Here is a 25,780-nt window from a genome sequence, read left to right as displayed (position 1 = left end):
GCTCAAACATGGCCTCTCCGGCATCGAACCGCGCAGCGCCGGCCGGATCCTTGGACAGGGCGGCGGTGACCAGTCCCGCTGAGCCCGGAGATGTCCGGCTCCTGGTTGAGGATGCGGTTGATCACCGCCGGGGTGGAGTCGGCGCCGAACGCGGACCGGCCCGAGGCGGCGAACACCACGGTCCCGCCCCACGCGAAGATGTCGGCCGCCGCCGTCACCGGCACCCCGCCGAGCTGCTCCGGCGCGAGGTAGGCCGCCGGCGTCCCCATCACCGATCCGGACGAGGTGGTGCCCGGGGTGTCCAGGGCGCGGGCGACCCCGAAGTCGATCACGACGGGACTTTCCGGCCCCATCAGGATGTTGCCGGGCTTGAAGTCCCCGTGCCGGATCCCGGCGCGGTGGAGAACCTGGCCACCCGCCGGGCCAGCTGCACCTCGCGCAGGAACCTGCTCCGCGCGCTGGGGTCGGTCAGCAGGCCGCGGTGCAGGAGCTTGACGGCGACCAGCTCCCCTGTCTCCGCGCGCCCGAGATGGACGACGCCCTGCCCGCCCTCGCCGATGCGGGCGAGGATGTCGTACGGACCCAACCGCCGCGGATCGTCCTCCACCAACGGCTGGTTCACCGTAAACCCCCAATAGATCAACAGACAGTGCAGAAACCTACCAGCGGGCGAGTTGGGATGTCCCCCACTTGCGATCAAGGTAAGCCGGGAATGCCCGGCGGCGTTCACGTGTTGGGGCGAGGGAACAGTTGAAGTTTCAACAAACAGGAGGGGTCATGCCCGCCATCACCGCCGACACCCTGACGCTGCCGCGCGTCGCCGTACCGGGCCCGGCCGCCGTCACGCGGCGGCCCGTGAGGTCGGTGACGACCGCGCCCAGCGGGTTCGAGGGCGAGGGCTTCCCGGTCCGGCGCGCGTTCGCCGGCGTGCCGCAGTCCGCGCTGGACCCGTTCATCCACATGGACCAGATGGGCGAGGTCGAGTACGCGCCCGGCGAGCCCAAGGGCACCCCCTGGCACCCGCACCGCGGCTTCGAGACCGTCACCTACATCATCGACGGCATCTTCGAGCACCAGGACTCCAACGGCGGCGGCGGCACGATCACCAACGGCGACACCCAGTGGATGACCGCGGGCTCGGGCCTGCTGCACATCGAGAAGCCGCCGGAGCACCTGGTGGTCTCGGGCGGGCTGTTCCACGGCGTCCAGCTGTGGGTCAACCTGCCCCGCGCCCACAAGTTCCACGTGCCGCGCTACCAGGACATCCGCGGCCGCCAGACGGCGCTGCTGGCCTCGGCCGACGGCGGCGCGCTGCTGCGGGTGATCGCCGGCGACCTGGACGGGCACGCCGGTCCCGGCGTCACGTTCACGCCGATCACGATGGTGCACGCGACGGTCAGCCCCGGCGCGCGGCTGGAGCTGCCGTGGAACCCGGGCTTCAACGCCCTCGCGTACGTGCTGGCCGGGCAGGGCTTCGCCGGTGACGAGCGCAGGCCGGTCCGCAAGGGCCAGCTGGCCGTCTTCGGTCAGGGCGGGGCGCTCACCGTCGCCGCCGACACGGCTCAGCCGCACGCCGAGCCGAACCTGGAGGTGCTGCTGCTCGGCGGGCAGCCCATCCGCGAGCCGGTCGTCCACTACGGCCCCTTCGTGATGAACACCCGCGCCGAGATCGTTCAGGCGATGGAGGACTTCCAGGCCGGCCGCCTGGGCGTCGTCCCCGCCGGACGCGTCCCGCACACCGGAGAGGAGTGACATGCCGATCGAGAGGCTTGCCGAGGAGTACGAGCGGGGTCGCCGGTTCTTCTACTCGGAGGACTACATCGGGGCCGCGCGCATCCTGGCCGAGGTGGTGGCGGCAGCGCCGGAGAACCTGTCGGCCCGGCTGCTGCTGGCCCGCGCCTACTACCACTCGGCCCAGCTCCGCCGGGCCGAGGCCGAGCTCCGGGTGATCCTGGAGCGCGACCCGGCGGAGGAGTACGCCTGCCTGCTGCTCGGCCGTACGCTGCAGCGCCAGAACCGGCCGAAGGACGCCGAGCCGTACCTGCGGCTGCACGCCGCCATGACCGGCGCGTGAGGCACCCGATCGGGGCCAGGTCGAGACCGGCGACCTGGCCCCGATCAGGCCAGGTCGAGGCCGGCCAGCTGGGCCCGGCTCGCCACGTTGAGCTTGGGGAAGGCCCGGTAGAGGTGGTAGCTGACGGTCTTGGGGCTGAGGAAGAGCCGCGCGCCGATCTCCTTGTTGGTGCGGCCCGCCGCGGCCAGGCGGACGATCTGCAGCTCCTGCGGGGACAGGACGTCCTGCGGGGAGGCGGCGGAGCGGGCCTCGGCGGCGACGGCGGGCAGACCGGTGTCGCCGGCGGCGCGCAGCTCGCCTCTGGCCCGCTCGGCCCAGGGCCGGGCGTCCAGGCGCTCGAAGGTCTCGAGCGCGGCACGCAGGTGGGCGCGGGCGGCGCTCTTCTGCCGATCCCTGCGCAGGCGCTCGCCGTAGACCAGCGCGGTGCGCGCCGCCTCCCACGGGCTGCCCCAGGAGCGGCCTACGCCGGCGTGCAGCTGTACGGCGGTGCGGAAATGGTCGTGTGCCCGATCCCCGTCAGGTTCGGCAAGGGCCAGGCAGCGGTGCATGACGGCCTCGGCCCAGGCCAGGCCCGAGGCCCGTGCCCAGGACTCGTAGCGGCGTAGCGCCCCGTCGGCGGGCAGGCCGAGCCGGGCCGCGGCCTCGATCTGGTCGGGGGCGAAGTGCACGGCCTGGAACTGGTGGCGCACCGGACCGGCCATGGCCGCCTCCAGCCGGTCCAGCGCCTCGGCGAAGCGGCCCTGGCCCACGTCGAGCAGGGCCTGCGCCCACTGTGCCCAGGCCAGGCCGTTGACGATGCCGTTGGCGTCGTAGTGCGCGTGCGAGGCGGCGGCCAGCTCGGCGCAGCGGCCCGCGTCACCTCGTACGGCGGCGATCCAGGCGAGCATGCCCTGCATGCAACCGGCCCGGCTCGTCCTGCCGGTCTCCGCGGTCAGCCGCAGTCCCTCGCTCGCGGTGGCCGTGGCGTCCGTGAACCTGCCGACGAAGATCTCGCTGGTGGCGAGCGTGATGTGGAGCACGGCGAGCTTGCTGATCTCGCCGTTGGCCCGGCATTCCTCGGCGGCCGCTCTCGCGATCTCCCCCGCGGCCTGGAAGTCGCCGGCCTGGAGGGCGAAGTAGGAGGCGTTGATGCGGCGTGAGTGCATCTCCGGAGTGATCCGGCTGCCCCTGGCCACCAGCTCGCGCATCAGCGGCAGCGCGGCGGCGGGGCCGTCCGTCAGCAGCGACGCCGATGCCAGGGCGGACTGCCTGGCGAGGTCGAGGTCATCCTCCGGGCGCAGATCCGGCGCGCGCAGGCGGGCGGCGGCCTCGACGAGCCCGTCGGCGTCGCCGAGCAGGTTGGCGTTGCGTGCCGCTTCGACCAGCATCAAGGCGGCGGCGGCGCGGTCGTCGGCGGCCACGTCCGCCGCGCCCTTGAGCAGCAGCTCGTGGGCCCGTCGCGGGGCGCCCTGGCCGAAGGCGATCCTGGCCCGCAGGGTCGGCAGCGTGACGCGGGCCAAGGCGTCCGGCACGAGGCCGGTGGCGGCGTCGATGAGGTGCTGGGCCCGCTGGAGTTGTCCCTCCTCGGTGGCGTCCACGGCGGCCGAGAGCAGCCGCCGCCCCTTGAGCTCCCGATCCTCGCTCAGCTCGGCGGCCCGCTCGAACGCGGCGGAGGCGCTGACGTTCGCGCCGCGCTCCCTGGCCCGCTCGGCGCTCTCCTCCAGCGCTCGCGCGGCCGTCTCGTCCGGGCCCGTCGCGGCGGCGGCCAGGTGCCAGGCCCGCCGGTCGGGCTGCCCGGCCAGCAGCCCGGCCAGGATCCGGTGCGCCTCCAGCCGCAGGTCGTACGTGCTGAGCTGGAAGACCGCCGCGCGCATGAGCGGATGGACGAAACTCACGTGCCGTCCGGCGATCCTGACCAGCCCGGAACGCTCGGCCGCGCCCAGAGCGGCGGGTTCGACGCCGAGGCCGGCGCAGGCGTTCGTGATCACATTCAGGTCGCCGCCGTCCGTCAGCGCGGTGACCAGGAGCGCGGTCCGGGCGTCCTGGGGCAGGCGGCCGACGCGGGCGGCGTAGGCCAGCCGCAGGCGTTCCGGCAGCGGCAGCGGGCTGTGGCCGTAGGCCGGCAGATCGGCGGTGCGCGGCAGTTCGAGCAGGGCGAGCGGGTTGCCCGCGCTCTCCTTGATGATCTTCAGGCGGGTCGCGCCGGTGAGCTCGGGCGCGGCGTCGGCGAGCACCTGGGCGGCGCTGCCGTCGTCCAGGCCGGCCAGCCGCCGCTCCGGCAGGCCCGCCGGGTCGAACTCGTCACGCGCGCCGAAGAGCAGCACGACGCCCTCCGCGTGCAGCCGGTGCGCGGCGAAGCGCAACGCGCGCGCCGACGCCTGGTCCAGCCAGTGCGCGTCGTCGACCAGGCAGAGCAGGGGCCGCTCCTCGGCCAGCTCCGCCAGCAGCGACAGCACCGCCACGCCGACGTGGAAGCGGTCGTCTGCTCTCGCGGGGGCGAGCCCCAGCGCGCCCGCCAGCGCCGCCGCCTGGAGCTCGGGCAGCGCGCCGAGGCGGTCGAGCCCGCCCCGCAGGAGCAGGTGGAGCGAGGCGTACGGGATGTCCGCCTCGGTCTCGATGCCCAGGCCGCGGAGCACCTGCATGTCCCCCGCGCGTTCCTCGGCGTATGCCAGGAGCGAGGTCTTGCCGATGCCCGGCTCACCCTTGATCACCAGGACGCCGGAGCGTCCATCGCGCGCCTGGTCGAGCAGCGCGTCGATGGCTCTCTGATCAGACTCCCGCCCCCGAAGCACGGGACGAATCCTAGTCATTCGTCCGGTACCCCACAGATGTCCGCCCACATAGCGTCATCGCCCATGACTCCCATGCAAGCGGTCGACCTGTCTTCGGTCACCAAACACTACGCACACGGCGTCACGGCGCTCGACGACGTGTCGATCGGCTTCGGCGCCGGCACGTTCACCGCCGTGATGGGGCCGTCAGGGTCGGGCAAGTCGACGTTGCTGCAGTGCGCCGCCGGGCTGGACCGGCCGGACACGGGGCGGGTGATCGTGGACGGCCGGGACCTGGCGACGCTCGGCGACCGGAAGCTGACGCTGCTGCGGCGCGACCGGATCGGGTTCGTGTTCCAGTCCTTCAACCTGCTGCCCTCGCTCACCGCCGCCCAGAACGTCGCCCTGCCGCTGCGCCTGGCCGGCCGCCGGCCCGACGCCCAGCAGGTGCGCCAGAGCCTGGCCGCCGTGGGCCTGGCCGAGCGCGCGAACCACCGGCCGGCGGAGATGTCCGGCGGCCAGCAGCAGCGCGTCGCCATCGCCCGCGCCCTGGTCACCCGGCCCGCCGTGCTCTTCGCCGACGAGCCCACCGGCGCCCTGGACGCCAACACCAGCCGCGACGTGCTGCGCCTGATGCGCGACCTGGTCGACCGGCAGGCCCAGACGATCATCATGGTCACCCACGACCCGGTGGCCGCCTCCTACGCCGACCGCGTGGTGTTCCTGGCCGACGGCCGGGTCTACGGGGAGATGCACGATCCCTCAGCCGAGCACATCGCGACCCGGATGCTGCAGCTGGAGGCGTCGTGCTGAGGATCGCCCTGTCCACGCTGCGCACCCGGTGGCTCTCCTTCGCCGGCACGTTCGTCGCACTCGCGCTCGGCGCGGCTCTGATGGCCGCACTCGGGCAGGTGCTGGCCTCCGGCGTCTCCTCGCCCGACCGGGGCCCGCAGCGCTACGCCGCCGCGCCCGTCGTGGTCGTGCCCGACGAGCGGCTCACGGTGCGCAGCCCGTTCGGGCAGAGCAGCGCGCCGCTGGCCGAGCCGCGGGGGCTGGCCGCCGAGCTGGCGGCCCGCCTGCCCGGGGCCGTGGTGGACCGGGTCTTCCCCGCGCAGCTCGCGGGAGGCCCGCCCGCCGTCGGCCGTCCCTGGTCCGCGGCCCGTACGGCGCCACAGCGGTTGTCCTCGGGAAGGGCGCCCTCGCGTGACGACGAGATCGTCGTCACCGCCGGCGCCCCTGTCGGCCGGCGCGTGCGGGTGGTGACCGCGGCGGGGGCCCGGCCGTACCGGGTGGTGGGGATCGCCTCGGCGGGGCCGCAGCCCACGGTGTTCTTCACCGACGAGCGGGCCGCGGCACTCTCGCCGCGCATCGACGCGCTGGCCGTGTGGCGGCCGGTCACCGAGGTACGCGCCGCCCTGGGCCCGGCGGCCGAGCCGGAGAGCGCCCTCGATCCGGAGGCCGACACCTTCGGCTGGCCGGCCACGTCCCCGCCCGTGTTCGGGGAGAGCGGGAGCCCGGCGGTCTCCAGCAAGGTCAGGGTGCTGACCGGGCAGGACCGGGCGCTGCTCGACCCGTACCGCGAGGCCGACGAGCAGGCACGGAACAACGCCAACACGATCGCCGGCATCGCCGCGGGTTTCGCCGGATTCATCGCCGTCTTCGTGGTGTCCTCCACCTTCGCCTTCGCGGTCGGCCAGCGGCAGCGCGAGTTCGCCCTGCTCCGGACCATCGGAGCGACCGCCGGCCAGGTCAGGCGCATGGTGTACGGCGAGGCCCTCCTGATCGCGCTCGCCGCGTCGGCACTCGGCGCGTCGATCGGCCCGCTGGCCACCCGGCCGATCCTGGACCGGCTGAGCGCGCTCGGGATGGCGCCCGCCTGGCTCGTGCCCTCGACGTCCTCGGCGCCCTCGTACGTGGCCTTCGGCACGGGCGTGCTGGTCGCCGCGCTCGGCGTGGTCGTCGCCGCCCGGCGGGCGGGGCGGGTGCGGCCCGCGGAGGCGCTGCGCGAGGCGGCGGTGGAGCCGAAGAGCATGACGATCGGGCGCTGGATCGCCGGAGGCGGACTGCTCGCCACCGCGGTCATCAGCATGATCGTCAACGCCGTCACCGACCCGGACGGCGCCACCAACAACAAGACGTTCATGCCCATCGTCATGCTGCTGATCGCCTCCGTGGGACTGCTCGCCCCGGTCTTCGTCCGGCCGGTCACGAACCTGCTCGCCGCCCCGCTCGGACGGCTGCGCGGCGCGGGCGGCCTCGTGGTCCCCGCAGGCGCCGTCGTCTCGACGCGGCGCACCGCCGCCACGGCCGCGCCGGTCCTGGTCACCGTGGCCCTGGCCGCGACGCTGCTCGGCGGGGCGGCGATGACCGACGCCACCAAGTCGGCGACGCAGACCGCCCCCGTACGCGCCGACTACCTGGTGCTGCCCGCGGGCACCGGCGGCCTGGACCGGCAGCTCGTCGAACGCCTGCGCGCCGTCCCCGGCGCCGATGTCACCACCGCGACCTCGACCAGCCTCTACACCCTCGAAGGCGATGGCAGCCAGATCATCCAGCGGCCCGCCGAGGCCGTGAACCCGGCCACGCTCACGACCGCGCTGTCGGTGCCCGTGACCGCCGGATCGCTCGCGGGCCTGCGGGACGACACGATCGCGGTCTCCCCCACCTGGGAGCTGGGCCTGGGGCAGCGGGTGAAGATGTGGCGGGCGGACGGCAGCCACGTCAGCCTGACGGTCGTCGCGCTGCTCGGCACCGGCTCCGCCACGGATTCGTACGTCACCCCGGCGCACGCCCTCTCGGCCCTGCCCTCCGCCGCCTACGTGAAGCTGCGCCCCGGCGCCTCCGCCACCGAGGTCAGGAAGGGGTTGGAGCAGGCCGCCGAGGGACACAACGCCCGCGCCGTGACCAAGGCCGCCTGGGCCGCGACCGCCGCCGACCGCCGCGCCTCCGCCAGCCGCCTCGGCCTGCTGGCCGTGCTCGGCATCATGCTGAGCTACACCGTGATCGCCCTGGTCAACACGTTGCTGATGGCGGCTCCCGACCGGGCGCCGGAGCACGGCGCGCTGCGGCTGCTCGGCGCGACCAAGGCCCAGCTCCTGCGGTACGTCATGGCGGAGGCCCTGCTGGTGATGGCGGTGGGCGTGGTGCTGGCCGCCGTGGCCACGGCGCTCGGGCTGCTCGGACTGTACGCCGCGCTGGTGCAGCTGGCCGGTCCCGTCGCGGTCGACGTGCCGTGGCAGGCCGTCACCGGGGTGATCGCCCTCTGCGCGGTGCTCGCCGTACTGGCGGCCGTCCTGCCCGCGAGCCGGACCAAGGGGGTGGCGATCCCCCGGGCATGAGAACTCCTGTGCTCGAGCAATCGCTTGGTAGAGTCAGGGTGTGCTGCTGGAGGGCGAAGTCGCGATCGTCACCGGGGCGGGTCCCGGACTGGGGCGGACCCTGGCGAGGCTGCTGAGCGAGGAGGGCGCCCGTGTCGTCGTGGCCGCCCGCACCGCGGCCACCCTTGAGCAGAGCGCCGCCGAGGTGCCGGGCGCCCTGGCCGTCGCCGCGGACGTGACCCGGATCGACGACGTACGGCGGCTCGCCGACACCGTGATCGAGCGGTTCGGCCGGGTGGACGTGCTGGTCAACGCCGCCTTCCCCGGGTCGCACCGCAGGAACGTGCTCGACATGTCCGACGACGACCTGGAGGCGTGGCGGCGGGCCGTCGAGACCGGCGGCTACGGCACGCTGCTGGCCTGCCGGTTCATCGCACCGCACATGGTGGCGCGGGGCTCTGGCTCGATCGTGAACATCACCTCCCTGTCCTCCCGCACGGGCTACGCGGGGCGCAGCGACTACGCCGCCGGCAAGGCCGCCGCGCACCTGCTGTCCCACTGTCTCGCCGACGAGCTCGGGCCGTACGGGGTGCGGGTGAACTGCGTCGCGCCCGGCTGGATCGCCAGCGAGGTGCTCGACGAATGGATGCGGACGCGGGCCGCGGCGGAGGGCGTGACGTTCGAGGAGATCCGCGCGCGGGACGTCTCGGCGATGGCGCTGCGCCGGATCGCCACGGAGGAGGACGTGGCCCGCGCGGTGATCTACCTCGCCTCCCCCCACGCGAAGGCGATCACCGGCGCCACCGTCGACGTCAACGGCGGCCAGCTCTTCACGTGACCGTCCCGCGATCCGGCGGTACATCGCATCGGCCACCGATCAGGGAAACCCCGAGCGCGCCGCGGCGGCGGTCCGGGGCGCCGGGCACCGCCGCACCCCCCGTGACCTGCGGCTCGAGGACTGCACCGCCGTGGGTATCCTGGGCGGTTGGCCCCGCCCTGGCCGGGGGCCGGACCGGGTCCTAAGATCCACATCGACCCGCGGCGATGACTTCAAGGGAGCACCAGCGTGACTGATCCTGACTCGCGGCGGCTGGGCGCGCCCGACCAGGCGACCTTGGCCGCGGTGGAGGCCGCCGTGCCCGGCATCGCCCGGACCCGGGCGAGCGACCGGCTCGGCATGGCGCACGACGCCTCCCACTACCTGCTCACCCCGCAGGCCGTGCTGGTGCCCGAGAGCACCGACCAGGTGGCGGCACTGATGCGCGCCGGGCTGCCGCTGACCTTCCGTTCGGGCGGCACCAGCCTGAGCGGGCAGGGCGTGAGCGAGCACCTGCTGGTCGACACCCGCCGGCACTTCCGCGGCGTCGAGGTGCTGGACGGCGGGGCGCGGGTACGGGTGCAGCCGGGAGCGGTGCTGCGCCAGGTCAACGCCCGCCTGGCTCCCTTCGGCCGCAAGCTCGGCCCCGACCCGGCCAGCGAGTCGGCCTGCACGATCGGCGGGGTCGTCGCGAACAACTCCAGCGGCATGACCTGCGGCACGCACGCCAACACGTACCGGACGCTCGAGTCGATGGCCTTGGTGCTGCCCAGCGGCACCGTCCTCGACACCGGGGCCCCCGACGCCGACGAGCGCCTGCGCGCCCTCGAACCCGGCCTCGCCGCCGGCCTGGAACGGCTGCGCGACCGCGTCCGCGGCAACCCCGACTCGGTGCGCCGCGTCACCGCCCAGTTCTCGCTCAAGAACACCATGGGCTACGGCCTCAACAGCTTCCTCGACCACGACTCGCCCGCCCAGATCCTCGCCCACCTGGTCATCGGCAGCGAGGGCACGCTGGGGTTCGTCGCCGAGGCGGTGCTGCGTACGGTCCCCGCGCATCCCCTGGCCGCCACCGGCCTGCTCGTCTTCCCCGGCCTGCGCCAGGCGATGGCGGCCATGCCCGAGCTGGTCGCCGCCGGGCCCGCCGCCGTCGAGTTGCTGGACGCCGAGTCCCTGCGGGTGGCCCAGACCGACCCGAAGGCCGACGACGTGCTGCGCACGCTCGCCGTTCAGGAGCACGCCGCGCTGCTGATCGAATGGCAGGAGTCCGACGCCGATCTGCTGGGCGAGCGCGAACACGCGGCCGAGCGGGCGTTCGCCGGGCTGCGGCTCGCGGCCCCCGCCCGCCTCAGCAGGGACGCCGGCGGCCGGGCCGCGCTGTGGCACATCCGCAAGGGCCTGTACGCCTCCGTCGCCGGCGCCCGGCCCAGCGGCACCACCGCCCTCCTGGAGGACGTCGCCGTGCCGGTGCCCGCCCTGGCCGACCTCTGCGACGAGCTGACCGACCTGTTCGCCAAGCACCGGTACGAGCGCAGCGTCATCTTCGGCCACGCCAAGGACGGCAACCTGCACTTCATGCTCAACGAGCGCTTCGACACGGATTTGCGGCGCTACGCCGACTTCACCGAGGACATGGTGGAGGCCGTGCTCGGCCGGGGCGGCACGCTCAAGGCGGAGCACGGCACCGGCCGGGTCATGGCCCCCTTCGTGCGCCGCCAGTACGGTGACGAGCTGTACGAGGTGATGCGCGAGGTCAAGCGCCTGTGCGACCCCGCGGGCACGCTCAACCCCGGCGTCCTGCTCACCGACCGGGAGGACGCCCACCTGCGCGACCTCAAGGCCGTCGTCACCGTCGAGCCCGAGGTCGACCGGTGCGTGGAGTGCGGCTACTGCGAGCCCGTCTGCCCGAGCCGCGACCTCACCACCACCCCGCGCCAGCGCATCGTGCTCCGCCGTGAACTGGCCGCCGCCCAGGCGGCCGGGGACCACGCGCTCGCCCGCCGGCTGGAGGAGGAGTACGGCTACGACGCCGTGGACACCTGCGCCGTGGACGGCATGTGCGCCACCGCCTGCCCCGTCCTCATCAACACCGGCGACCTCACCAAACGCCTGCGGGCGGAGCGGCACGGGCGCCTGGCGCAGAAGGGCTGGAAGACCGCCGCCGGCCACTGGGACGGCATCACCCGGGCCATGAACCTGGCCCTGGACACCGCGGCCACGGCCCCGCCCCGGCTCTCCGAGGCCGCCGCACGCGCGGCACGCTCGGTCGCGGGCCCCGACACGGTCCCGCAGTGGACCCGCGACCTGCCCAGGGGCGGCACGCGCCGACGCCCCGCCCTGGTCACGGGCGCCGACGCCGTCTACGTCCCGTCCTGCCTGAACACGCTCTTCGCCCCCGCCGACGGCGGCCCCGGCGTCATGACCGCGTTCCGGCGCCTGGCCGAGCGGGCCGGCCTGCGGCTGCACGTCCCGGAGGGGATCGGGAGCCTGTGCTGCGGCACGCCCTGGTCGTCGAAGGGGTACACCGACGGCCACGAGGCGATGGGCCGCCGCGTCAGCGACACCCTGCTCGCGGCCACCGACGGCGGCCGCGTCCCGGTCGTCAGCGACGCCGCCTCCTGCACCGAGGGCTACGGACACCTCGTCCCCGGCCTCCAGGTGATCGACGCCGTCGCCTTCACCGCCGAGCACATCCTGCCCCGGCTGCCGGACGCCCGCCGCCTGCCCTCCCTGGCCCTGCACCCCACCTGCTCCTCCACCCGGCTCGGCCTGGACGCCGCCATCACCCGGATCGCGCAGGCCATAGCGGAGCAGGTCGTGGTCCCCGACGGCTGGCAGTGCTGCGCCTTCGCCGGCGACCGCGGCCTGCTCCACCCGGAGCTGACCGCCTCGGCCACCCGCGCCGAAGCCGCGTCCGTGACGGCCGGGGACTTCGCCGCGCACGCCTCGGTCAACCGCACCTGCGAGCTCGGCCTGACCCGCGCCACCGGCAAGCCGTACCTCCATCTGCTCGAGCTGCTCGACCAGGTCACCGCATGACGGCATAGTTTCCTGCCTCCTCCGCGTCCTTGCTTGGTGACACAGGCAAGGAGGCCGGGTGGATCCAGATCGTGCAGCGGAGTTCCGGACGTTCGTCGTCGAGCGTTCGGCGGCCCTGTTCCGTACCGCCTACCTGCTGACCGGGGACCGTCACTCCGCCGAGGACCTCGTGCAGTCGGCGCTGGCCAAAACGGCCGCGAACCTGGCCAGGCTGCGCGATCCGGCCGCCGTCGAGGGCTACGTCCGCCGCGCCATGTACCACGAACAGGTGAGCTGGTGGCGGCGGCGCTCCAAGGCGGCCGAGGTGTCCACCGACCACCTGCCCGACCGGGCCGACGACGGGCACGCCGATGTCGCGGACCTGCGGCTGGTGATGCGCTCGGCGCTGGCCCGGCTGACGCCTCGCCAGCGGGCCGTCCTCGTGCTGCGTTACTTCGAGGACCTGCCGGAGAGCGAGATCGCCAAGGTGCTCGGCATCAGCGTGGGGTCGGTGCGGAGCCAGACCCACAGGTCGCTGGAACGGCTGAAGAAGGTCGCCCCCGAGTTGAGGACCATGAGGGAGCCGGCGTGAACATCGAAGACCTGCTACGAGAGACGCTCGCCGACATGTCGCGCGAGGAGGAGCCGCCACCGCCCGGCCGGTTCCTGCCCGGACAGCCCGCACGCCGGCGCGTCTGGCGGCCGGTGCTGGTGGCCGCCGGGGTGGCCGTGCTCATCGCCGCCACCACCGTGGTGATCCAGCGGACCGCGCCGGAGAAGAAGGACGGGCCGGTCGCCGCCGACACGAGCCGTCCCGTGCCGGTTTCGAAGTTGTGGCCGCGTGCCACGCACGTCCTGCCGCAGAAGCTGCCGAACGGCCTCGCCTACCGCCCGGAGGCGTTCCTCGACGAACGCACGCTGCTGGCCAGGACCGGCAAGGGCGACACGGTCTGGTGGTCGTACGACGTCCGATCCGGCACCGTTAAGCGGCTGGTCGCGTTCGTGCCGCCGCCCAGGACGGACTACACCTCGTCCGTCGTGGTCGGAAGCGGACGGCTGGTCTGGTACACGGTGTCCTGGGGGACGGTCAAAGGGCTGCTGGACATCTGGACGGCCCCGGTAACGGGGGGCACGGCACGCAAGGTCACCTCCATCCGCCAGACCATGAAATATGGCGACATCGACCTGATGACGGTCGTGGGTGACAAGGTCGTCTGGTCGCGCGGCATCGAGGGCGGCCTCTACCGGGCCCCGCTCTCCGGCGGCGACCCGGCCCGGATCCCCGGCACCAAGCGGTACCACCTGCTCCAGTGGCCGTGGGCGGGCATTTCAGGGGCCAGGCCCGACGAACTGCCCGACTCCCGCTTCACGTTCCAGCGCCTGGTCAACGTCCTGACCGGAGAACGGCGCGACGCCAGAACCGGCACCGCGAGTTGCTCGCTCACCTGGTGTGTGAACCACCAGGCGCAAGCACTCCGCCGTGACGGCTCCGGCCGGCGCACGCTGCCCGCCAACCCGCTTCCTCCGGGACCGCCCGCTCTCGATCGCTTCATCGTGCTCCGGCAGAGCTCGTCCAGGGCCGACAACCGCCTGTACCTGTACGACCTCAAGACCCACAGGACCGGCGACCTCGGCATCCGCTTCGAGATCAAGGTGAACGACAGGACCGCCTCCGACTACATGCAGGCCGTCACCATCGACCACACCACGCGCTACGTGCTCACCTACGACCTCGGCGACAAGCGGGTGGTGATCGATCTCCCCGCCATCCCGGGATAGGGGGTCACCCGCCGGGCGAGGCGGTGCTGCCGCGGACGACGAGCACGGGAGCGGGCACCTGCACCGCGTCGCCAAGAACCTTATGCCTCGTGAATATACTCTCGGTGTATATTCTCCGGTCATGAGCGTCCCTCTAGCGCTGCTCGGCCTCCTCGAGCGGCAGCCGAGCCACGGATACGACCTGAAACGCGACTACGACACCTACTTCGGCGGGGGCAAATCGCTCCCCTTCGGCCAGGTGTACTCCACGCTCGCCCGCCTGACCCGGGACGGCAAGATCACCGCCGGGCAGAGCGAGCCCGGCGACGGCCCCGACCGCAAGCGCTATGCCATCACCCCCATCGGCACGAGCGAGGTCGAGTCGTGGCTGGCCGAGCCGGTCGCGGCCGAGCCGTACCTGCAGACGGTGTTCTTCACCAAGGTCGTGCTGGCGCTGATGCTGGGCCGCGACGCGGCGGGCTACCTCGACGCCCAGCGCGCGACGCATCTGCGGCGCATGCGGGAGCTGACCGAGATCAGGCGCGAAGGGACGCTGGTCGACACGCTCCTCGCCGACCATGCCCTGTTCCGCCTCGAGGCCGACCTGCGGTGGATCGACGTCACCCAGGCCCGGCTGGAGGCGCTGGCGGAGACGGTGCGCAACCGGTGATCGTCAACGCGCTGCTACGGGCCGAGGGGATCAGCCGCTCCTTCGGCAGCACGCCCGCGCTGCGGGAGGCCAGCCTGTCGGTGACGGCGGGCGAGGTGCTGGCCATCATGGGGCCGAGCGGCTCCGGCAAGTCGACGCTGCTGCACTGCCTGGCCGGGATCTTCACCCCGGACAGCGGCGAGGTCTGGTTCGACGGGCGGCGGCTGGACACGCTCGACGACGGCCGCCGCAGCGAGCTGCGGCGCACCGCCTTCGGCTTCGTCTTCCAGTTCGGCCAGCTCGTGCCCGAGCTGACCGTGACCGACAACGTGGCGCTGCCGCTGCTGCTCGGCCGCGCCAGGCGCAAGGACGCCTACGCGCGGGCCGCCTCCTGGCTGGAGCGGCTGGAGCTGGCCGGACTGGGCGGCCGGCGTACCGCGGAGCTGTCCGGCGGGCAGGCGCAGCGGGTGGCCATCGCCAGAGCGCTGGTGACGCGGCCGCGGGTGGTCTTCGCCGACGAGCCGACCGGCGCGCTCGACTCGCTCACCGGCGAGCACGTGATGGACCTGCTGGTGGGCCTGGCCCGCGAGGAGGGCGCCGCCGTGATCGTGGTGACGCACGACGCCCGGGTCGCCGCCTGCGCCGACCGGGAGGTCGTCGTGCGCGACGGCAAGGTGACCGACCCGTACGCGGGCAGGGTCGTCCGATGATCCTCCTGGGCCTGCGGTTGTCGCTGCACAGCGGCAGGGAGACGGCGGCCCGGCTGGCGCTGATCGTGGCCGGGGTGGCGGTCGGCGTCGCGGTGCTGCTGGCCACGCTGTCGCTGTTCAACGCCTTCCAGGCCACCTACGACCGCCCCTGCTGGGAGTGCACGCAGGGCACGGCGCCCAGCGGCTGGGCCCTGGACGCCACCGCCGACGGCGCGCTGTGGAACCTCCGCGAGGACTACTACGCGGGCCGGACGATCAAGCGGCTCGACGCCGCCGCGCTGGGCCCCCGGGCGCCGGTCATCCCCGGCCTGCCGAGCATGCCCGCCCCCGGCCGGTACTACGCCTCGCCCGCGCTGGCCAGGCTGCTGGACTCGGCGCCGCGCGAGCAGCTCGCCGACCGCTTCCCGGGAGAGCGGGCGGGCCTGATCGGCCGGGCGGCGCTGGCCGGGCCCGACGAGCTGGCCGTCGTGGTGGGACGGACGCCGCAGGAGGTCGCCGCCATGATCGGCACCCGGCAGGTCGACACGGTCGCCACCGAGCCCGAGGCCGACGACAGTGCGCAGATCTATCAGTTCGGGTTCGGCATCGCCGCGATCGGGCTGATCGTCCCGCTGCTGGTGCTGGTGGGCACCGCCACCCGCCTGGCCGCCGCCCGCCGCGAAGGTCGCTTCGCCGCGATCAGGCTGGTCGGCGCCACCTCCCGGCAGATCAACGTCCTCGCCGCGGTGGACGCCGCGCTGGGCGCGCTGCTCGGCGCGCTGGCCGGCGTCGCGCTCTTCCAGCTGGTACGCCCGGCCGTGGCCGAGGTGCGGATCACCGGTTCGCGCTTCTTCCCCGAGCTGGCCGTCCCGAGCCCCTGGCAGTACGCGGCCGTGCTCGCCTGCGTGCCGCTCGTCTCGGCCGGCGCCGCCCTGTGGTCGCTGCGCCGGGTGCGGGTCTCACCGCTCGGCGTGGCCAGGAAGGCCGCCCCGCCGCCACCGAGGGCGTGGCGGGTGCTCCCGCTGCTGGCCGGGCTGGGGCTGTTCGCGGGCCCGGCGTTCAAGGAGGGCAAACCCGACGCCCTGCCGGCCGACGCCGGGATCGCGCTTATCATGGTCGGGCTCGTGCTGGCCGGCCCATGGCTGACGATGCTGGCCGCGCGCCTGACCGCCCGGCTGACCCGCGGGGCGGCGACGCTGCTGGCCGCGCAGCGCCTGGCCGCCGACCCGAAGACCGCCTTCAGGTCGGTGAGCGGGCTGGTGCTGGCGGTGTTCATCGGCACGACGATCGCGGCCCTCGTCCCAGCCGTGGTCAAGGGCCAGCAGGCCGTGGCCGGCGGCACGCTCAACGGCGTGCTGGGCGCCACGCTCTACCGGCCGGGCATCGAGGGCCTGGCACCGCGGGCGGGCGCGGACCTGCTGGCCCGGCTGCGCGCCCACCCCGGCGTGGACGTGCTGCCGATCTACGCCAGGGCGGACCTGGAGAGCGTCCGCCCGACGCCTGACGGCCCGCCGCCCGCGACCTCCGTCGTCGAGTGCTCGGGCCTGGCCCTCTTCCCCGTGCTCGGCCGGTGCCCCGCGGGCGCGCGGGCCGTGATGGGGCGTTTCGACCGGATCGTCGGCGCCGACAACCCCCTCACCATCGACCGGCTCCTCCCCCTGGCGGGCCCCGCCAGCGAGGCCACCTCCGCCACGGGGCTCGAGCTGAGAGCCGTCATGGTCCGCGCGGGCGACACGGCGACGCTGGAGCGGCTGCGTACGCTGCTGGCCGGCCACGCCGCGGAAGCCCCGATGACCTTCGCCGAGGTCGCCCAGGTCAGAGCGGACCTGTACACCCGGGCGGAGAACATCGCGCTGGCCATGGTGGCGCTCACCCTGGTCGCCGGCGCGTGCAGCCTCGTGGTGGCGGTCGGCGGCGGCCTGGTGGAGCGCCGGCAGCCGTTCACCCTGCTGCGGCTGACCGGCACGCCCATCCGCACCCTGGCCACGGTGGTGCTGCTGGAGTCGGCGCTGCCGCTCGTGCTGGCCGCCGCGCTCGCCGCCGGCGCCGGCTTCGGCGTGGCCGAGCCGCTCATCGGCCAGCTGGCGATGAAGGGCGCCTCCCTGGCGATGCCCGGACCTGTCTACTTCGCCTCCCTCGGCGGCGGCCTGGCCGCCTCCCTCCTGGTGATCCTCACGGCCCTGCCGCTGCTCCGGCGCATGACCGCGCCCGACAACGCGCGTTTCGAATAGGAGCCACGTCAACTGCCACCGGCTGAAGCCGGTGGCTTGCTCTCACGGGCCCGTCTGGCTGAAGGGAGGCCGGTAGCGTGTGGCTGGTTGACGGCAGCCCAGCCCGCGACGCCGCGTTGGGCGATGTTGCGGGCCGCGGTGTGGTCGGCGTGCCCAGCGAGGCCACACCGGATGCAGGCGAAGCGGCCCCGTGCCGGCCGGTTCGCCCTGCTGGTCCATCCGCATTCGGGGCAGGCTTGGCTGGTGTAGGCGGGATCGACGAGGGTGAAGGCGATCCCGGCCCGGGCGGCCTTGTAGCGGGTGAACGCGATCTGCTGGGCGAACGCCCAGGAGTGCAGGGTGCGCCGCTGGAGCCGGTGAGCCCTTACCCGGGAGCGGATGCCCTGGAGGTCCTCCAGGGCGACGCCGCGGCCGGTGCGTTCGGCTTCGCGCACCGCATACTTGCTGATCTGGTGGTTGACATCGGTCATCATCCGGTGCTCACGCCCGGACAGACGGCGCAACACCCGCCGCGCCGCAGAAGTGCCCTTCTTCTGCAACCGCCGGCGCTGCCGATACCGCCGCTCGCGCAGGGCGCCGACGTGGCCATTACCGTGGATAGGCCCAGGCAGAGCGGGGCCGGGCAGCACCGCTCCATCAGAGGTGACCGCCAGGTTCACCACCCCTTGATCGACTCCCAGAAAGCCGCTAACCGGCTCGCGCACCGCCGGCTTGGGCACGGTGACGGTCACCTGCAGCAGCCACACGCCTTTGCGGCAGATCAGGTCGGCCTCCCCGATCGGGAGCGTATCGAGCGCTTTGAGGTCTTCCTCGCGACCGGTGTAGGAGACGTGCATGCGGCCTGCAGGGGTCCACAGCGACACGGTCCGGGCATCCCGGTTCCAGCTCATCAGGCGCGCGTCGTAGGGGACGGCGCCGTGCGGGCGGAAGATGTGGGCGCGTTTCCTGCTGGCGCGGCGGTTGGCGTAAGCGCCGGCGACCCGGGCGATGGCGCGCACGGCTGCCTGGGCACCCAACCCGCCGACGTGGGCCCGCGCTTGGTGGTACGCGAGCCGGTGCAGGTCGAGGACGGGGAAGGTGCGCTGCTGCCAGGCCAGGCGGGAGATGTAGGCGGCTGCCTGGTTGCACACCTGCACGGCGGTGGCCAGGGCGTCGGCCTGGGCGGAGGTGGGGGCGAGGCGCAGCTGCACGACCGTGGGCAGGCCCTGTCGTTTGGCGGCCGAGCGGCGGATCGCCATCGCACACCTCCTGTCACTGCAGCATCACCCACCGCATATGTTACTGACTGTTACTGACTTTTTCCATATTGTTTTCGAAAGGAGGGGTGGCGCTTCCTCCCGGTCCTGAAGGACCGGGTATCTGCGCCACAGTCCAGATGAGACTCAAGCTGAGACCGGCCGTGCTCGTCGCACTGGCCCTGGTCGCCGCCGCCGTGGTGGCGTTACGCCCCGGCGCGCCCGCCCTGGCGGCCGACGGCCACTACTCCGCCGAGATCCGCCGCACCGAGTACGGCCTCCCCCACGTGTCCGCCAAGGACTACGGCTGGCTCGGATTCGGGTACGGCTACGCCTTCGCGCAGGACAACCTCTGCGTGCTGGCCTCCTGGGTGGTGACCCTGCGGGGCGAGCGGTCCAGGTACTTCGGCCCCGAGGCGGACTCCGACGACCCGGTCAGGCCGGTCGCCAACCTGGTCAGCGACGTCTACCACAAGAGCGTCGCCGACTCCGGCGTCGTGCGCCGGCTGCTGAGCCAGCCACCGCCGGTGGGCCCGAGCGACGAGCTGCGCCGGCTCGTCGACGGCTACGTCGCCGGGTACAACCGCTACCTGGAGCAGACCGGCGCCGCGAACCTGCCGGACCCCACCTGCAGGGGCAAGAGCTGGGTCGGCCCCATCACCGCCACCGACATCTGGAACAACATCCTCGACCTCGACCGCATGGCGAGCAGCTCCCAGCTCAAGGAGTACATCGTCGGAGAGGCCGAGGCCGAGGAGGCGCGGCCGGGGCCGGCCCCGGGCAGCAACGGCTGGGCGCTCGGCCGCCGCGCGACCCGTGACGGCCACGGCATGCTGCTGGCCGACCCGCACTTCCCTTGGAACGGCATCCGCCGCTTCTACCAGGTGCAGCTGACCATCCCCGGCGTGCTCGACGTCTCCGGCGGCAGCCTGTACGGCATGCCGGTCGTCCAGATCGGTCACAACGCGACCACGGCCTGGACCCACACCGTCTCCCACGCCCAGCGCTTCACCCTCTACCGGCTCGACCTCGCGGACCCCACGAGCTACCGCGTGGACGGCCGGACCGAGCCGATGGGCCGCCAGCAGGTGCAGGTCACCCTGCAGGACGGCACCGTCGTGGAGCACACGCTCCTCACCTCACGCTACGGCCCGGTGCTGGCCGCCGGCCACACCGACAAGGTCGCCTACGCGCTGGCCGACGCCAACGCCGCCAACCTGCGCGCGGCCGACGAGTGGCTGGCGATGGCGAAGTCGCGGAACCTCGCCGAGCTCCGGGCCGCCCAGGCCGCGTACCAGGGCATGCCGTTCGTCCACACGCTCGCCACCGACGTCGGCGGGAGCGCCTACTTCGCCGACGCCTCGGTGGTCCCCCATGTCACCGACGCCCAGGCGGAGCGCTGCGCCAAGCCGTCGCCCATCCCGGGCCTGGAGGAGTACGTCCTGGACGGCTCGACCTCCGCGTGCCTGTGGGGCAGGGACCGCGACGCCGTCGTACCCGGCATCTTCGGGCCGGCCGGCCAGCCGAGGCTGACCCGCGCCGACTACGTGGCCAACTCCAACAACACCTCCTGGATGACGAACCCGGCGGCGCCGCTGACCGGCTACCCGCGCGTGTGGGGCAAGGCGCGCACCGACCTGGAGCCGCGCCCCCGCGTCAGCCTGGACATGATCGCCCAGCGGCTCTCCGGGACCGACGGGCTCGGCGCTCCCGGCTTCACCTTGGAGACGTTGCAGGCCGCCTCGCAGGGCAAGCGCAACCACACCTTCGAGCTCATGCGCCCGGACCTGCTGAAGCTCTGCCGTACCGGCTCCGAGCCGACCACCTCCGACGGAGAGCGGGTCGACGTGGGCGAGGCGTGCCGGATGCTGGCCGCCTGGGACGGGCGGGCCACTCTGGACGGGAAGGGGGCCGTCCTGTGGCGTGAGTTCTTCGCCCGGCTCGAGCGTCCGGCCAGGCCGGGAGAGCCGGTCTACAGCCCGTGGCGGGTGCCGTTCGATCCCGCGCGTCCGCTGGCCACCCCGCGGGGCCTCAAGCACGACGACCCGGTGGTGCGGCAGGCCCTGGCGGAGGCCGTGCGCTACTTCCGGACCAACCGCATTCCCCTGACCCTCACCCCCGGCCAGGCGCAGCACTACTCCTCGATCCCGATTCCCGGATGCACCGAAGGCGAGGGCTGCTTCGACAGGGTGCGCATGCGCGGCCGGCTCGGCGCCGACGGCCGTTACCCGGAGGTGGACACCGGTTCGAGCTTCATGATGGCCGTCGAGCTCACGCCGGACGGTCCCCGTACGCGCACCGTCCTCACCTATTCGCTCTCCACCGACCCGCGCTCGCCCCACCACACCGACCAGACGGCCCTGTTCTCGCGCGGCCGGTGGGTCACCGAGCGCTTCACCGAGGCCGAGATCGCCGCCGACCCGAAGCTGACCAGGGCCACGGTGCGCGGGTGAGGCACGCCGTCCTCAGGCGGGCGGCAGCCAGGCGCGGAGGGCGGCCGTCAGGGTGACCGTGTCGGCGGGGCCGGGGCCGGACGCCCACGCGACCGTCCCGTCCGGCCGGATCAGCGCGGACGCCAGGTCGTCGCGATCCCGTACGGTCGCCTCCGCCACGTCCAGCGCCCCGCGCCACGGCCCCGCCGCCTCGGCGGCCTCGGGCTGCGACGGCGCGTGAACGAGGAGCGTCCGCCCGGACCCGCAGAGCTCCGAGAGCGTGCGGGTCTCCCCCGTGGCCGTCACCAGCCGCAGGTCCGGGCAGGCGCGACCGGCCAGCGGGTGGGTGGCCGGGTACGGGAGCTCGTACCGGGTGCCGAGCCCGCTCAGCATCCGGCCGAAGTAGCGGTTGACCTCCGGGAAGTCGAGCAGGTCCGACACGATGTCACGCATGGCCGCCGCGTGCGCCCCCGGCAGCAGCAGCGCGGACTGGGCGCGCGTGTTGTGCAGGACGGCCGCGCCCACGGGGTGGCGTTCCGCGGTGTACGTGTCGAGCAGGCCCTCCGGCGCCCACCCGGTGACCGTGGCGGCGAGCTTCCAGCCCAGGTTGACGGCGTCCATGAGGCCGAGGTTGAGCCCCTGGCCGCCGTTCGGCGAGTGGACGTGCGCGGCGTCGCCCGCCAGCAGCACCCGGCCGAGCCGGTAGGTGGCCGCCTGGCGCGCGCCATCGGTGAACCGCAGCCCGCCGCGCACCTCCGGGAGCTCGACGTCCACGCCCGTCACCCGCTGCAGGCTCGCGCGCATCTCCTCGGCGGTCAGCGGCAGCCCGCGGTCCTCGGGAAACCCGTCGAACTCGACCGTCGCCACCATGCCGGGCGCCCGCATCAGCCTGCCCGTGGGGGTCCAGCCCGATTCGGGGAGCTTGTCGAGGCCGGGGGCGTCGGTCAGGACCCGCCGTACGACGCTCGTGGGCTCCGTGCCGGGGAAGTCGAACCCGGCCAGCTTGCGTACGGCCGAACGCCCCCCGTCGCAGCCGACCAGGTACCGCGCGGAGAAGCGCCGCTCTCCGGCCGGGGTGCCGGCGGTGACCGTGACGCCGGAGTCGTCCTGGGTCAGCGCGATCACCTCGTGCGCACGCAGGATGGACGGCTCGCTGGTCAGCGAGGTGAGGTGCTCGGCGAGGAGGCGTTCGAGATCCGGCTGCCAGATCAGCGTGCCGACCCGCTCCGGCTCCTCCTGCAGGGCAGGGTCGATCTTGAAGATCTGGGCGAAGTGGCCCTTCTCGCTGCCGTGGTCGCGTGCCTTGTCGGCGAGCCCCTGCTCCTGGTGCGCGGCCAGAGCCCCGCCCAGCCCGCGGCGGCGCAGCGCCTCGGTGGCGAGCGCTCCGATCCCACGGGCCTTGGGCTCGGTGCTCGGCCGGGCGAGCCGCTCCAGCACCAGCGGCCTGGCTCCGGCGAGCCGTAACTCGGCGGCGAGCAGCAGCCCCACCGGCCCGGCCCCGACCACGATGACGTCGGCGTCCATTGTCGCTCCTCAAAACTAGACTAGACCGTCTCGTCTCGTAGACTAGGCCACAACCGTAGAAAGTGGGTACAGACCATGGCCGAGCACCGCCCGCGGCGCTCCCCCGTCAAGCGCCGGGCCATCCTCGACGCCGCGATCAAGGTGTTCACGGATCAGGGGTACGCCCGGACGAGCGTGGACGCGATCGCCGCCGTGGCAGGGGTGGGCAAGCAGACGGTGTACAGCCATTTCGGCGACAAGGAGCAGCTGTTCCTCGCCGCGATCCAGGAGGCCAGGTCGTCGGTGGGCGTCACGCCGGCCGAACCTCCGATCGCCTTCAGTGGCGACCCCCGCGAAGACCTCGTCGTGCTCGGCGAGCGGATCCTCGACATCGCGCTCTCCCCCCGCGTGTCCGCGATGCACCGGCTGACCATCGCGGAGGTGGCGCACCATCCGGAGCTGCAGCGCACGTGGCGGGAGAGCTCGGCGTCAGCGGACCACGACGTGCTCGGCTACCTGCGCGCATGCGACGGCGACGGCCGGCTGCGGGTCCCCGATCCGATCAGGGCGGCACGCCAGTTCGCGTATCTGGTGATCACCGAGGGGCGGGTCGAGACCGCGTACGGGATGCTGCCGCTGCGGCCCGAACGGCGCCACGCCATCGCCGCCGACGCGGCCGACCTCATCGTCCGCGCCCACCGCCCCTGAATCGCCCGGGGCTTTACCGGCACCTGCCCGGACCTGCCCGTATGCCTAAACGTTCTTGACCAGGGCAGTGGCTTCCCATGATGGACGAGGGTCTTGTCCTGCTGGCTGCGTGGGGGCAGTACCTGGCTCTGCTGGGCGTGCTCGCGTACGTGGTGCTGCGGCGGCGTGCATGAGGAAGGCGTGGCCGGCGGTGCTGGCAGGTGTACTGGTGGTGGCGGGCTGTTCGAGCCCGGCGTGGAACGATCGTGACTACGAACTGAAGGCGGCCTCGTCGGCGGAGGCGGTCGGCTCGACGGTCGAGGTGGTGCGGCTGGCCGTCGGCGGCGACGGGCGGCTGACCCGGCCGTACCTGAAGGTGCTGCTGACGAACGCGGCCGAGCAGGTGCAGGGGGTCAACGACCAGTTCGGCGGCGTACAGCCGCCGACCGAGCGGGCCGAGCAGCTGGGCGAGCAGTTGCTGAAGGTCACCGAGCAGGCCGAGAAGGTCGTCTCGGGCCTGCTGATGGAGGTCAGGCGCGATCGCGTGAAAGATCCGTCCGGCGCGGTACGGGAGCTGGCACAGCTGGGCGAGAGCCTGCGGCGTTTCCAGGACGATCACGAATGAAAAAGTTCCTGGGCATCACGCTGGGCATCCTCACCGCGATCGGCGGTTTCGTGGACATCGGCGACCTGGTCGCCAACGCCCTGGTGGGCTCCCGCTTCGGCATGTCGCTGGCGTGGGTGGTGCTGCTGGGCGTCGTGGGCATCTGCGTCTTCGCCGAGATGTCCGGCCGGATCGCGGCCGTCTCGGGGCGCGCGGTGTTCGACCTGGTACGCGAGCGGCTCGGCCCGAGGGCGGGGCTGGCGAACCTGGGCGCGTCGTTCTTCATCCTGGTGATGACGGTCGCGGCGGAGATCGGCGGCGCGGCGCTGGCCCTGGAGCTGGCGACCGGCCTCAACTACCTGCTGTGTGTGCCGGCCGTGGCGTTCGCGGCGTGGCTGGTGATGTGGCGGGTGCGGTTCGAGACGCTGGAGCGGGTCTTCGGGCTGGCCGGGCTGGCGCTGGTGATCTTCGTCGTCGCGCTGTGGCAGCTCGGGCCCGACTGGGGGCAGCTGTGGCACCAGGCCAGCCACCCCGCCCCGCCGCAGGACGAGGGGGTGCCCACCTACCTCTACTACGCGATCGCGCTGCTGGGCGGGGCGATGACGCCGTACGAGGTGTTCTTCTTCTCCTCCGGCGGGGTGGAGGAGAAGTGGACCCGCCGCGACCTGTCGGTCTCGCGGGCGAACGTGCTGATCGGGTTCCCGCTCGGCGGGCTGCTGTCGCTGGCCATCGCGGCGTGCGCGGCCACGGTGCTGCTGCCCGCGCACGTGCAGGTGGACTCCCTCGACCAGATGGTGCTGCCGGTCGCCCTCGGGGCCGGCCAGGTGGGGCTCGGGCTGGTGATCCTCGGCGTGTTCGCGGCCACGTTCGGCGCGACGCTCGAGGTGGCGCTGTCGTCCGGGTACTCCCTGAGCCAGTACTTCGGCTGGCAGTGGGGCAAGTTCGTCCGGCCCCGGGAGGCGGCCCGCTTCCACGCCACCATCCTCGTGGTGATGGTCGTGGCGACGGCGCTGATCCTGACCACCATCGACCCGATCATGGTGACCGAGTACTCGCTGGTGTTCTCGGCGGCGGCGCTGCCGCTGACGTACCTGCCGGTCCTGATGATCGCCAACGATCGCGACTACATGCAGGACAAGGTGAACGGCATCTTCTCCAACACCCTGGGCACGATATTCATGATCCTTCTTGTCGCGGTGTCGATCGCCGCCATCCCGCTCATGCTGGCCACGAAGGCGGGCCAATGACCAGGGCCCGCGTGCTCCACGCGCAGCTGCACCTGCTCGACCGCCAGGTCGTGCACGACCGCGACGGCCGCCTGGTGTGCAAGGTCGACGACCTGGAGCTGGACTTCGACGACCAGGGCCGCCCGTACGTCACCGCCATCCTGATGGGGCCGCTCGCGCTCGGCCCGCGCATGGGAGGGGTGCTCGGCAGGCTCATGGAGGGCGCAGCCCGCCTGCTCGGCGCACAGGCCCCGCCCCGCATCCCCATGGCGGACGTCAGCCGCGTCGCCAGCGCCGTGCACGTCGGCGGCGATCTGGAACGCCCCGCGCTCGAACGCTGGGTCCGCACCCGTCTGATCGAACCCATCCCAGGAGCCCGGCATGAGGCTGAGTGACCTTCTCGGCAGCCCGGTCCGCGACAGCTCGGGCGAGGTCGTCGGACAGGTCGCCGACGTGCGGCTGGTGCAGGACGGCCCGCTGCTCCGGCAGGTCCAGCACGCCTTCCGCGTCGCCGGCCTGATCGTCGTCGCCCGGCACACGGGACGCCTGTTCGGCTACGAGCGCGGCCCGGCCATCAAGGGCCCCTGGCTGGTCAAGGTCCTGGTACGGGCGCTGCACCACAACACGCGCTACGTGCCGTGGGAGCAGGTCGACCGGATCGACGGCGCCGACATCCTGCTGCGCGTGCCCAAGCGCGACCTGGCCCACGTGTCCGATCTGTACTCGGAGCGCATTTCCTGACGCGGTCGCCCCCCTCACAAGTGACCGACCGCATGCGCGGATCCCGCCT

General features: G+C 73.3%; 21 protein-coding genes. 17 read left to right on the top strand and 4 right to left on the bottom strand.

Annotated elements, in window-relative coordinates; genetic code table 11:
* Window positions 1-2 precede the first annotated feature (2 nt).
* Window positions 3-635, bottom strand: a complete 633-nt coding sequence (locus tag AB0H84_RS21170; protein ID WP_357606456.1) for a phosphotransferase — start codon at window positions 633-635, stop codon at window positions 3-5.
* Between the two features lie 142 nt (window positions 636-777).
* Between AB0H84_RS21170 and AB0H84_RS21165 the strand changes: the two genes are divergently transcribed.
* Both AB0H84_RS21165 and AB0H84_RS21160 read left to right on the top strand, forming a co-directional pair.
* Window positions 778-1,752: a pirin family protein gene (locus AB0H84_RS21165; RefSeq protein WP_357606453.1), complete on the top strand. Its 975-nt coding sequence runs from the start codon at window positions 778-780 to the stop codon at window positions 1,750-1,752.
* A gap of 1 nt (window position 1,753) precedes the next feature.
* Window positions 1,754-2,074, top strand: a complete 321-nt coding sequence (locus AB0H84_RS21160) for a tetratricopeptide repeat protein (protein ID WP_357606450.1) — start codon at window positions 1,754-1,756, stop codon at window positions 2,072-2,074.
* Between the two features lie 44 nt (window positions 2,075-2,118).
* Here AB0H84_RS21160 and AB0H84_RS21155 read toward each other — a convergent pair whose 3' ends face one another.
* Window positions 2,119-4,845, bottom strand: coding sequence for a LuxR family transcriptional regulator (locus tag AB0H84_RS21155; protein WP_357606448.1), 2,727 nt, complete (start codon window positions 4,843-4,845; stop codon window positions 2,119-2,121).
* Between the two features lie 63 nt (window positions 4,846-4,908).
* Here AB0H84_RS21155 and AB0H84_RS21150 point away from each other — a divergent pair, with 63 nt between their 5' ends.
* The 9 genes from AB0H84_RS21150 (at window position 4,909) to AB0H84_RS21110 (ending at window position 17,303) form a co-directional block, all read left to right on the top strand.
* Window positions 4,909-5,637 carry an ABC transporter ATP-binding protein gene (locus tag AB0H84_RS21150; RefSeq protein WP_357606445.1) on the top strand — a complete coding sequence of 243 codons (729 nt, stop codon included), beginning with the start codon at window positions 4,909-4,911 and terminating at the stop codon, window positions 5,635-5,637.
* The gene (locus AB0H84_RS21145; protein WP_357606443.1) at window positions 5,631-8,162 is read left to right on the top strand and encodes an FtsX-like permease family protein; all 2,532 of its coding nucleotides are present in this window, start codon (window positions 5,631-5,633) and stop codon (window positions 8,160-8,162) included. Before AB0H84_RS21150 ends, AB0H84_RS21145 begins: the two co-directional genes overlap by 7 nt.
* Window positions 8,163-8,202: 40 nt before the next feature.
* Window positions 8,203-8,979 carry an SDR family oxidoreductase gene (locus AB0H84_RS21140; protein WP_357606440.1) on the top strand — a complete coding sequence of 259 codons (777 nt, stop codon included), beginning with the start codon at window positions 8,203-8,205 and terminating at the stop codon, window positions 8,977-8,979.
* Between the two features lie 228 nt (window positions 8,980-9,207).
* Window positions 9,208-11,997, top strand: coding sequence for an FAD-binding and (Fe-S)-binding domain-containing protein (locus AB0H84_RS21135; RefSeq protein WP_357606437.1), 2,790 nt, complete (start codon window positions 9,208-9,210; stop codon window positions 11,995-11,997).
* Between the two features lie 58 nt (window positions 11,998-12,055).
* A complete protein-coding gene (locus tag AB0H84_RS21130; RefSeq protein ID WP_357606434.1) occupies window positions 12,056-12,568 on the top strand; it encodes a SigE family RNA polymerase sigma factor in 513 nt (170 codons plus the stop codon).
* Window positions 12,565-13,755 carry a hypothetical protein gene (locus AB0H84_RS21125; RefSeq protein ID WP_357606431.1) on the top strand — a complete coding sequence of 397 codons (1,191 nt, stop codon included), beginning with the start codon at window positions 12,565-12,567 and terminating at the stop codon, window positions 13,753-13,755. Before AB0H84_RS21130 ends, AB0H84_RS21125 begins: the two co-directional genes overlap by 4 nt.
* Window positions 13,756-13,876: 121 nt before the next feature.
* Complete coding sequence (locus AB0H84_RS21120; protein WP_357606428.1) at window positions 13,877-14,404, top strand: PadR family transcriptional regulator; 528 nt, start codon at window positions 13,877-13,879, stop codon at window positions 14,402-14,404.
* Window positions 14,401-15,093 (top strand): ABC transporter ATP-binding protein, encoded by a 693-nt coding sequence (locus tag AB0H84_RS21115; RefSeq protein ID WP_357606425.1) that lies wholly within the window; start codon window positions 14,401-14,403, stop codon window positions 15,091-15,093. The genes AB0H84_RS21120 and AB0H84_RS21115 overlap by 4 nt, the downstream gene beginning before the upstream one ends.
* Window positions 15,090-17,303 (top strand): FtsX-like permease family protein, encoded by a 2,214-nt coding sequence (locus tag AB0H84_RS21110; protein ID WP_357606422.1) that lies wholly within the window; start codon window positions 15,090-15,092, stop codon window positions 17,301-17,303. Before AB0H84_RS21115 ends, AB0H84_RS21110 begins: the two co-directional genes overlap by 4 nt.
* Window positions 17,304-17,311: 8 nt before the next feature.
* On the opposite strand, the gene AB0H84_RS21105 is transcribed toward AB0H84_RS21110, so the two are convergent.
* Window positions 17,312-18,541, bottom strand: coding sequence for a transposase (locus AB0H84_RS21105; RefSeq protein ID WP_357606419.1), 1,230 nt, complete (start codon window positions 18,539-18,541; stop codon window positions 17,312-17,314).
* A gap of 137 nt (window positions 18,542-18,678) precedes the next feature.
* Between AB0H84_RS21105 and AB0H84_RS21100 the strand changes: the two genes are divergently transcribed.
* On the top strand, window positions 18,679-20,991 hold the full coding sequence (locus AB0H84_RS21100) for a penicillin acylase family protein (RefSeq protein WP_357606416.1): 2,313 nt from the start codon (window positions 18,679-18,681) through the stop codon (window positions 20,989-20,991).
* 12 nt (window positions 20,992-21,003) lie between these two features.
* On the opposite strand, the gene AB0H84_RS21095 is transcribed toward AB0H84_RS21100, so the two are convergent.
* Entirely contained in the window at window positions 21,004-22,494 is a 1,491-nt protein-coding gene (locus tag AB0H84_RS21095) for an FAD-dependent monooxygenase (RefSeq protein WP_357606413.1), read from the bottom strand.
* A gap of 75 nt (window positions 22,495-22,569) precedes the next feature.
* On the opposite strand from AB0H84_RS21095, the gene AB0H84_RS21090 reads away from it, so the two are divergent.
* The 5 genes from AB0H84_RS21090 (at window position 22,570) to AB0H84_RS21070 (ending at window position 25,731) form a co-directional block, all read left to right on the top strand.
* Window positions 22,570-23,181: a TetR/AcrR family transcriptional regulator gene (locus AB0H84_RS21090; protein WP_357606410.1), complete on the top strand. Its 612-nt coding sequence runs from the start codon at window positions 22,570-22,572 to the stop codon at window positions 23,179-23,181.
* A 169-nt stretch (window positions 23,182-23,350) separates the two neighbouring features.
* A complete protein-coding gene (locus tag AB0H84_RS21085) occupies window positions 23,351-23,785 on the top strand; it encodes a hypothetical protein (RefSeq protein ID WP_357606408.1) in 435 nt (144 codons plus the stop codon).
* The gene (locus AB0H84_RS21080) at window positions 23,782-25,011 is read left to right on the top strand and encodes a divalent metal cation transporter (protein WP_357606405.1); all 1,230 of its coding nucleotides are present in this window, start codon (window positions 23,782-23,784) and stop codon (window positions 25,009-25,011) included. Before AB0H84_RS21085 ends, AB0H84_RS21080 begins: the two co-directional genes overlap by 4 nt.
* Window positions 25,008-25,385, top strand: a complete 378-nt coding sequence (locus AB0H84_RS21075; RefSeq protein WP_357606402.1) for a hypothetical protein — start codon at window positions 25,008-25,010, stop codon at window positions 25,383-25,385. The genes AB0H84_RS21080 and AB0H84_RS21075 overlap by 4 nt, the downstream gene beginning before the upstream one ends.
* The gene (locus AB0H84_RS21070) at window positions 25,372-25,731 is read left to right on the top strand and encodes a hypothetical protein (protein ID WP_357606399.1); all 360 of its coding nucleotides are present in this window, start codon (window positions 25,372-25,374) and stop codon (window positions 25,729-25,731) included. The genes AB0H84_RS21075 and AB0H84_RS21070 overlap by 14 nt, the downstream gene beginning before the upstream one ends.
* The last annotated feature ends 49 nt before the right edge of the window (window positions 25,732-25,780 follow it).

Origin of the sequence: Nonomuraea sp. NPDC050786, from assembly GCF_040654115.1 — a bacterium.
Taxonomy (GTDB): Bacteria; Actinomycetota; Actinomycetes; order Streptosporangiales; family Streptosporangiaceae; genus Nonomuraea.
This window is presented reverse-complemented; position numbering and strand designations above follow the sequence as displayed.

Coding starts and splice junctions, on each gene's coding strand:
- AB0H84_RS21080 (WP_357606405.1), top strand. CDS start 23,782: ATGAAAAAGTTCCTGGGCATCACGCTGGGCATCCTCACCGCGATCGGC.
- AB0H84_RS21110 (WP_357606422.1), top strand. CDS start 15,090: ATGATCCTCCTGGGCCTGCGGTTGTCGCTGCACAGCGGCAGGGAGACG.
- AB0H84_RS21105 (WP_357606419.1), bottom strand. CDS start 18,541: ATGGCGATCCGCCGCTCGGCCGCCAAACGACAGGGCCTGCCCACGGTC.
- AB0H84_RS21150 (WP_357606445.1), top strand. CDS start 4,909: ATGACTCCCATGCAAGCGGTCGACCTGTCTTCGGTCACCAAACACTAC.
- AB0H84_RS21075 (WP_357606402.1), top strand. CDS start 25,008: ATGACCAGGGCCCGCGTGCTCCACGCGCAGCTGCACCTGCTCGACCGC.
- AB0H84_RS21085 (WP_357606408.1), top strand. CDS start 23,351: ATGAGGAAGGCGTGGCCGGCGGTGCTGGCAGGTGTACTGGTGGTGGCG.
- AB0H84_RS21070 (WP_357606399.1), top strand. CDS start 25,372: ATGAGGCTGAGTGACCTTCTCGGCAGCCCGGTCCGCGACAGCTCGGGC.
- AB0H84_RS21100 (WP_357606416.1), top strand. CDS start 18,679: ATGAGACTCAAGCTGAGACCGGCCGTGCTCGTCGCACTGGCCCTGGTC.
- AB0H84_RS21095 (WP_357606413.1), bottom strand. CDS start 22,494: ATGGACGCCGACGTCATCGTGGTCGGGGCCGGGCCGGTGGGGCTGCTG.
- AB0H84_RS21120 (WP_357606428.1), top strand. CDS start 13,877: ATGAGCGTCCCTCTAGCGCTGCTCGGCCTCCTCGAGCGGCAGCCGAGC.
- AB0H84_RS21090 (WP_357606410.1), top strand. CDS start 22,570: ATGGCCGAGCACCGCCCGCGGCGCTCCCCCGTCAAGCGCCGGGCCATC.
- AB0H84_RS21165 (WP_357606453.1), top strand. CDS start 778: ATGCCCGCCATCACCGCCGACACCCTGACGCTGCCGCGCGTCGCCGTA.
- AB0H84_RS21160 (WP_357606450.1), top strand. CDS start 1,754: ATGCCGATCGAGAGGCTTGCCGAGGAGTACGAGCGGGGTCGCCGGTTC.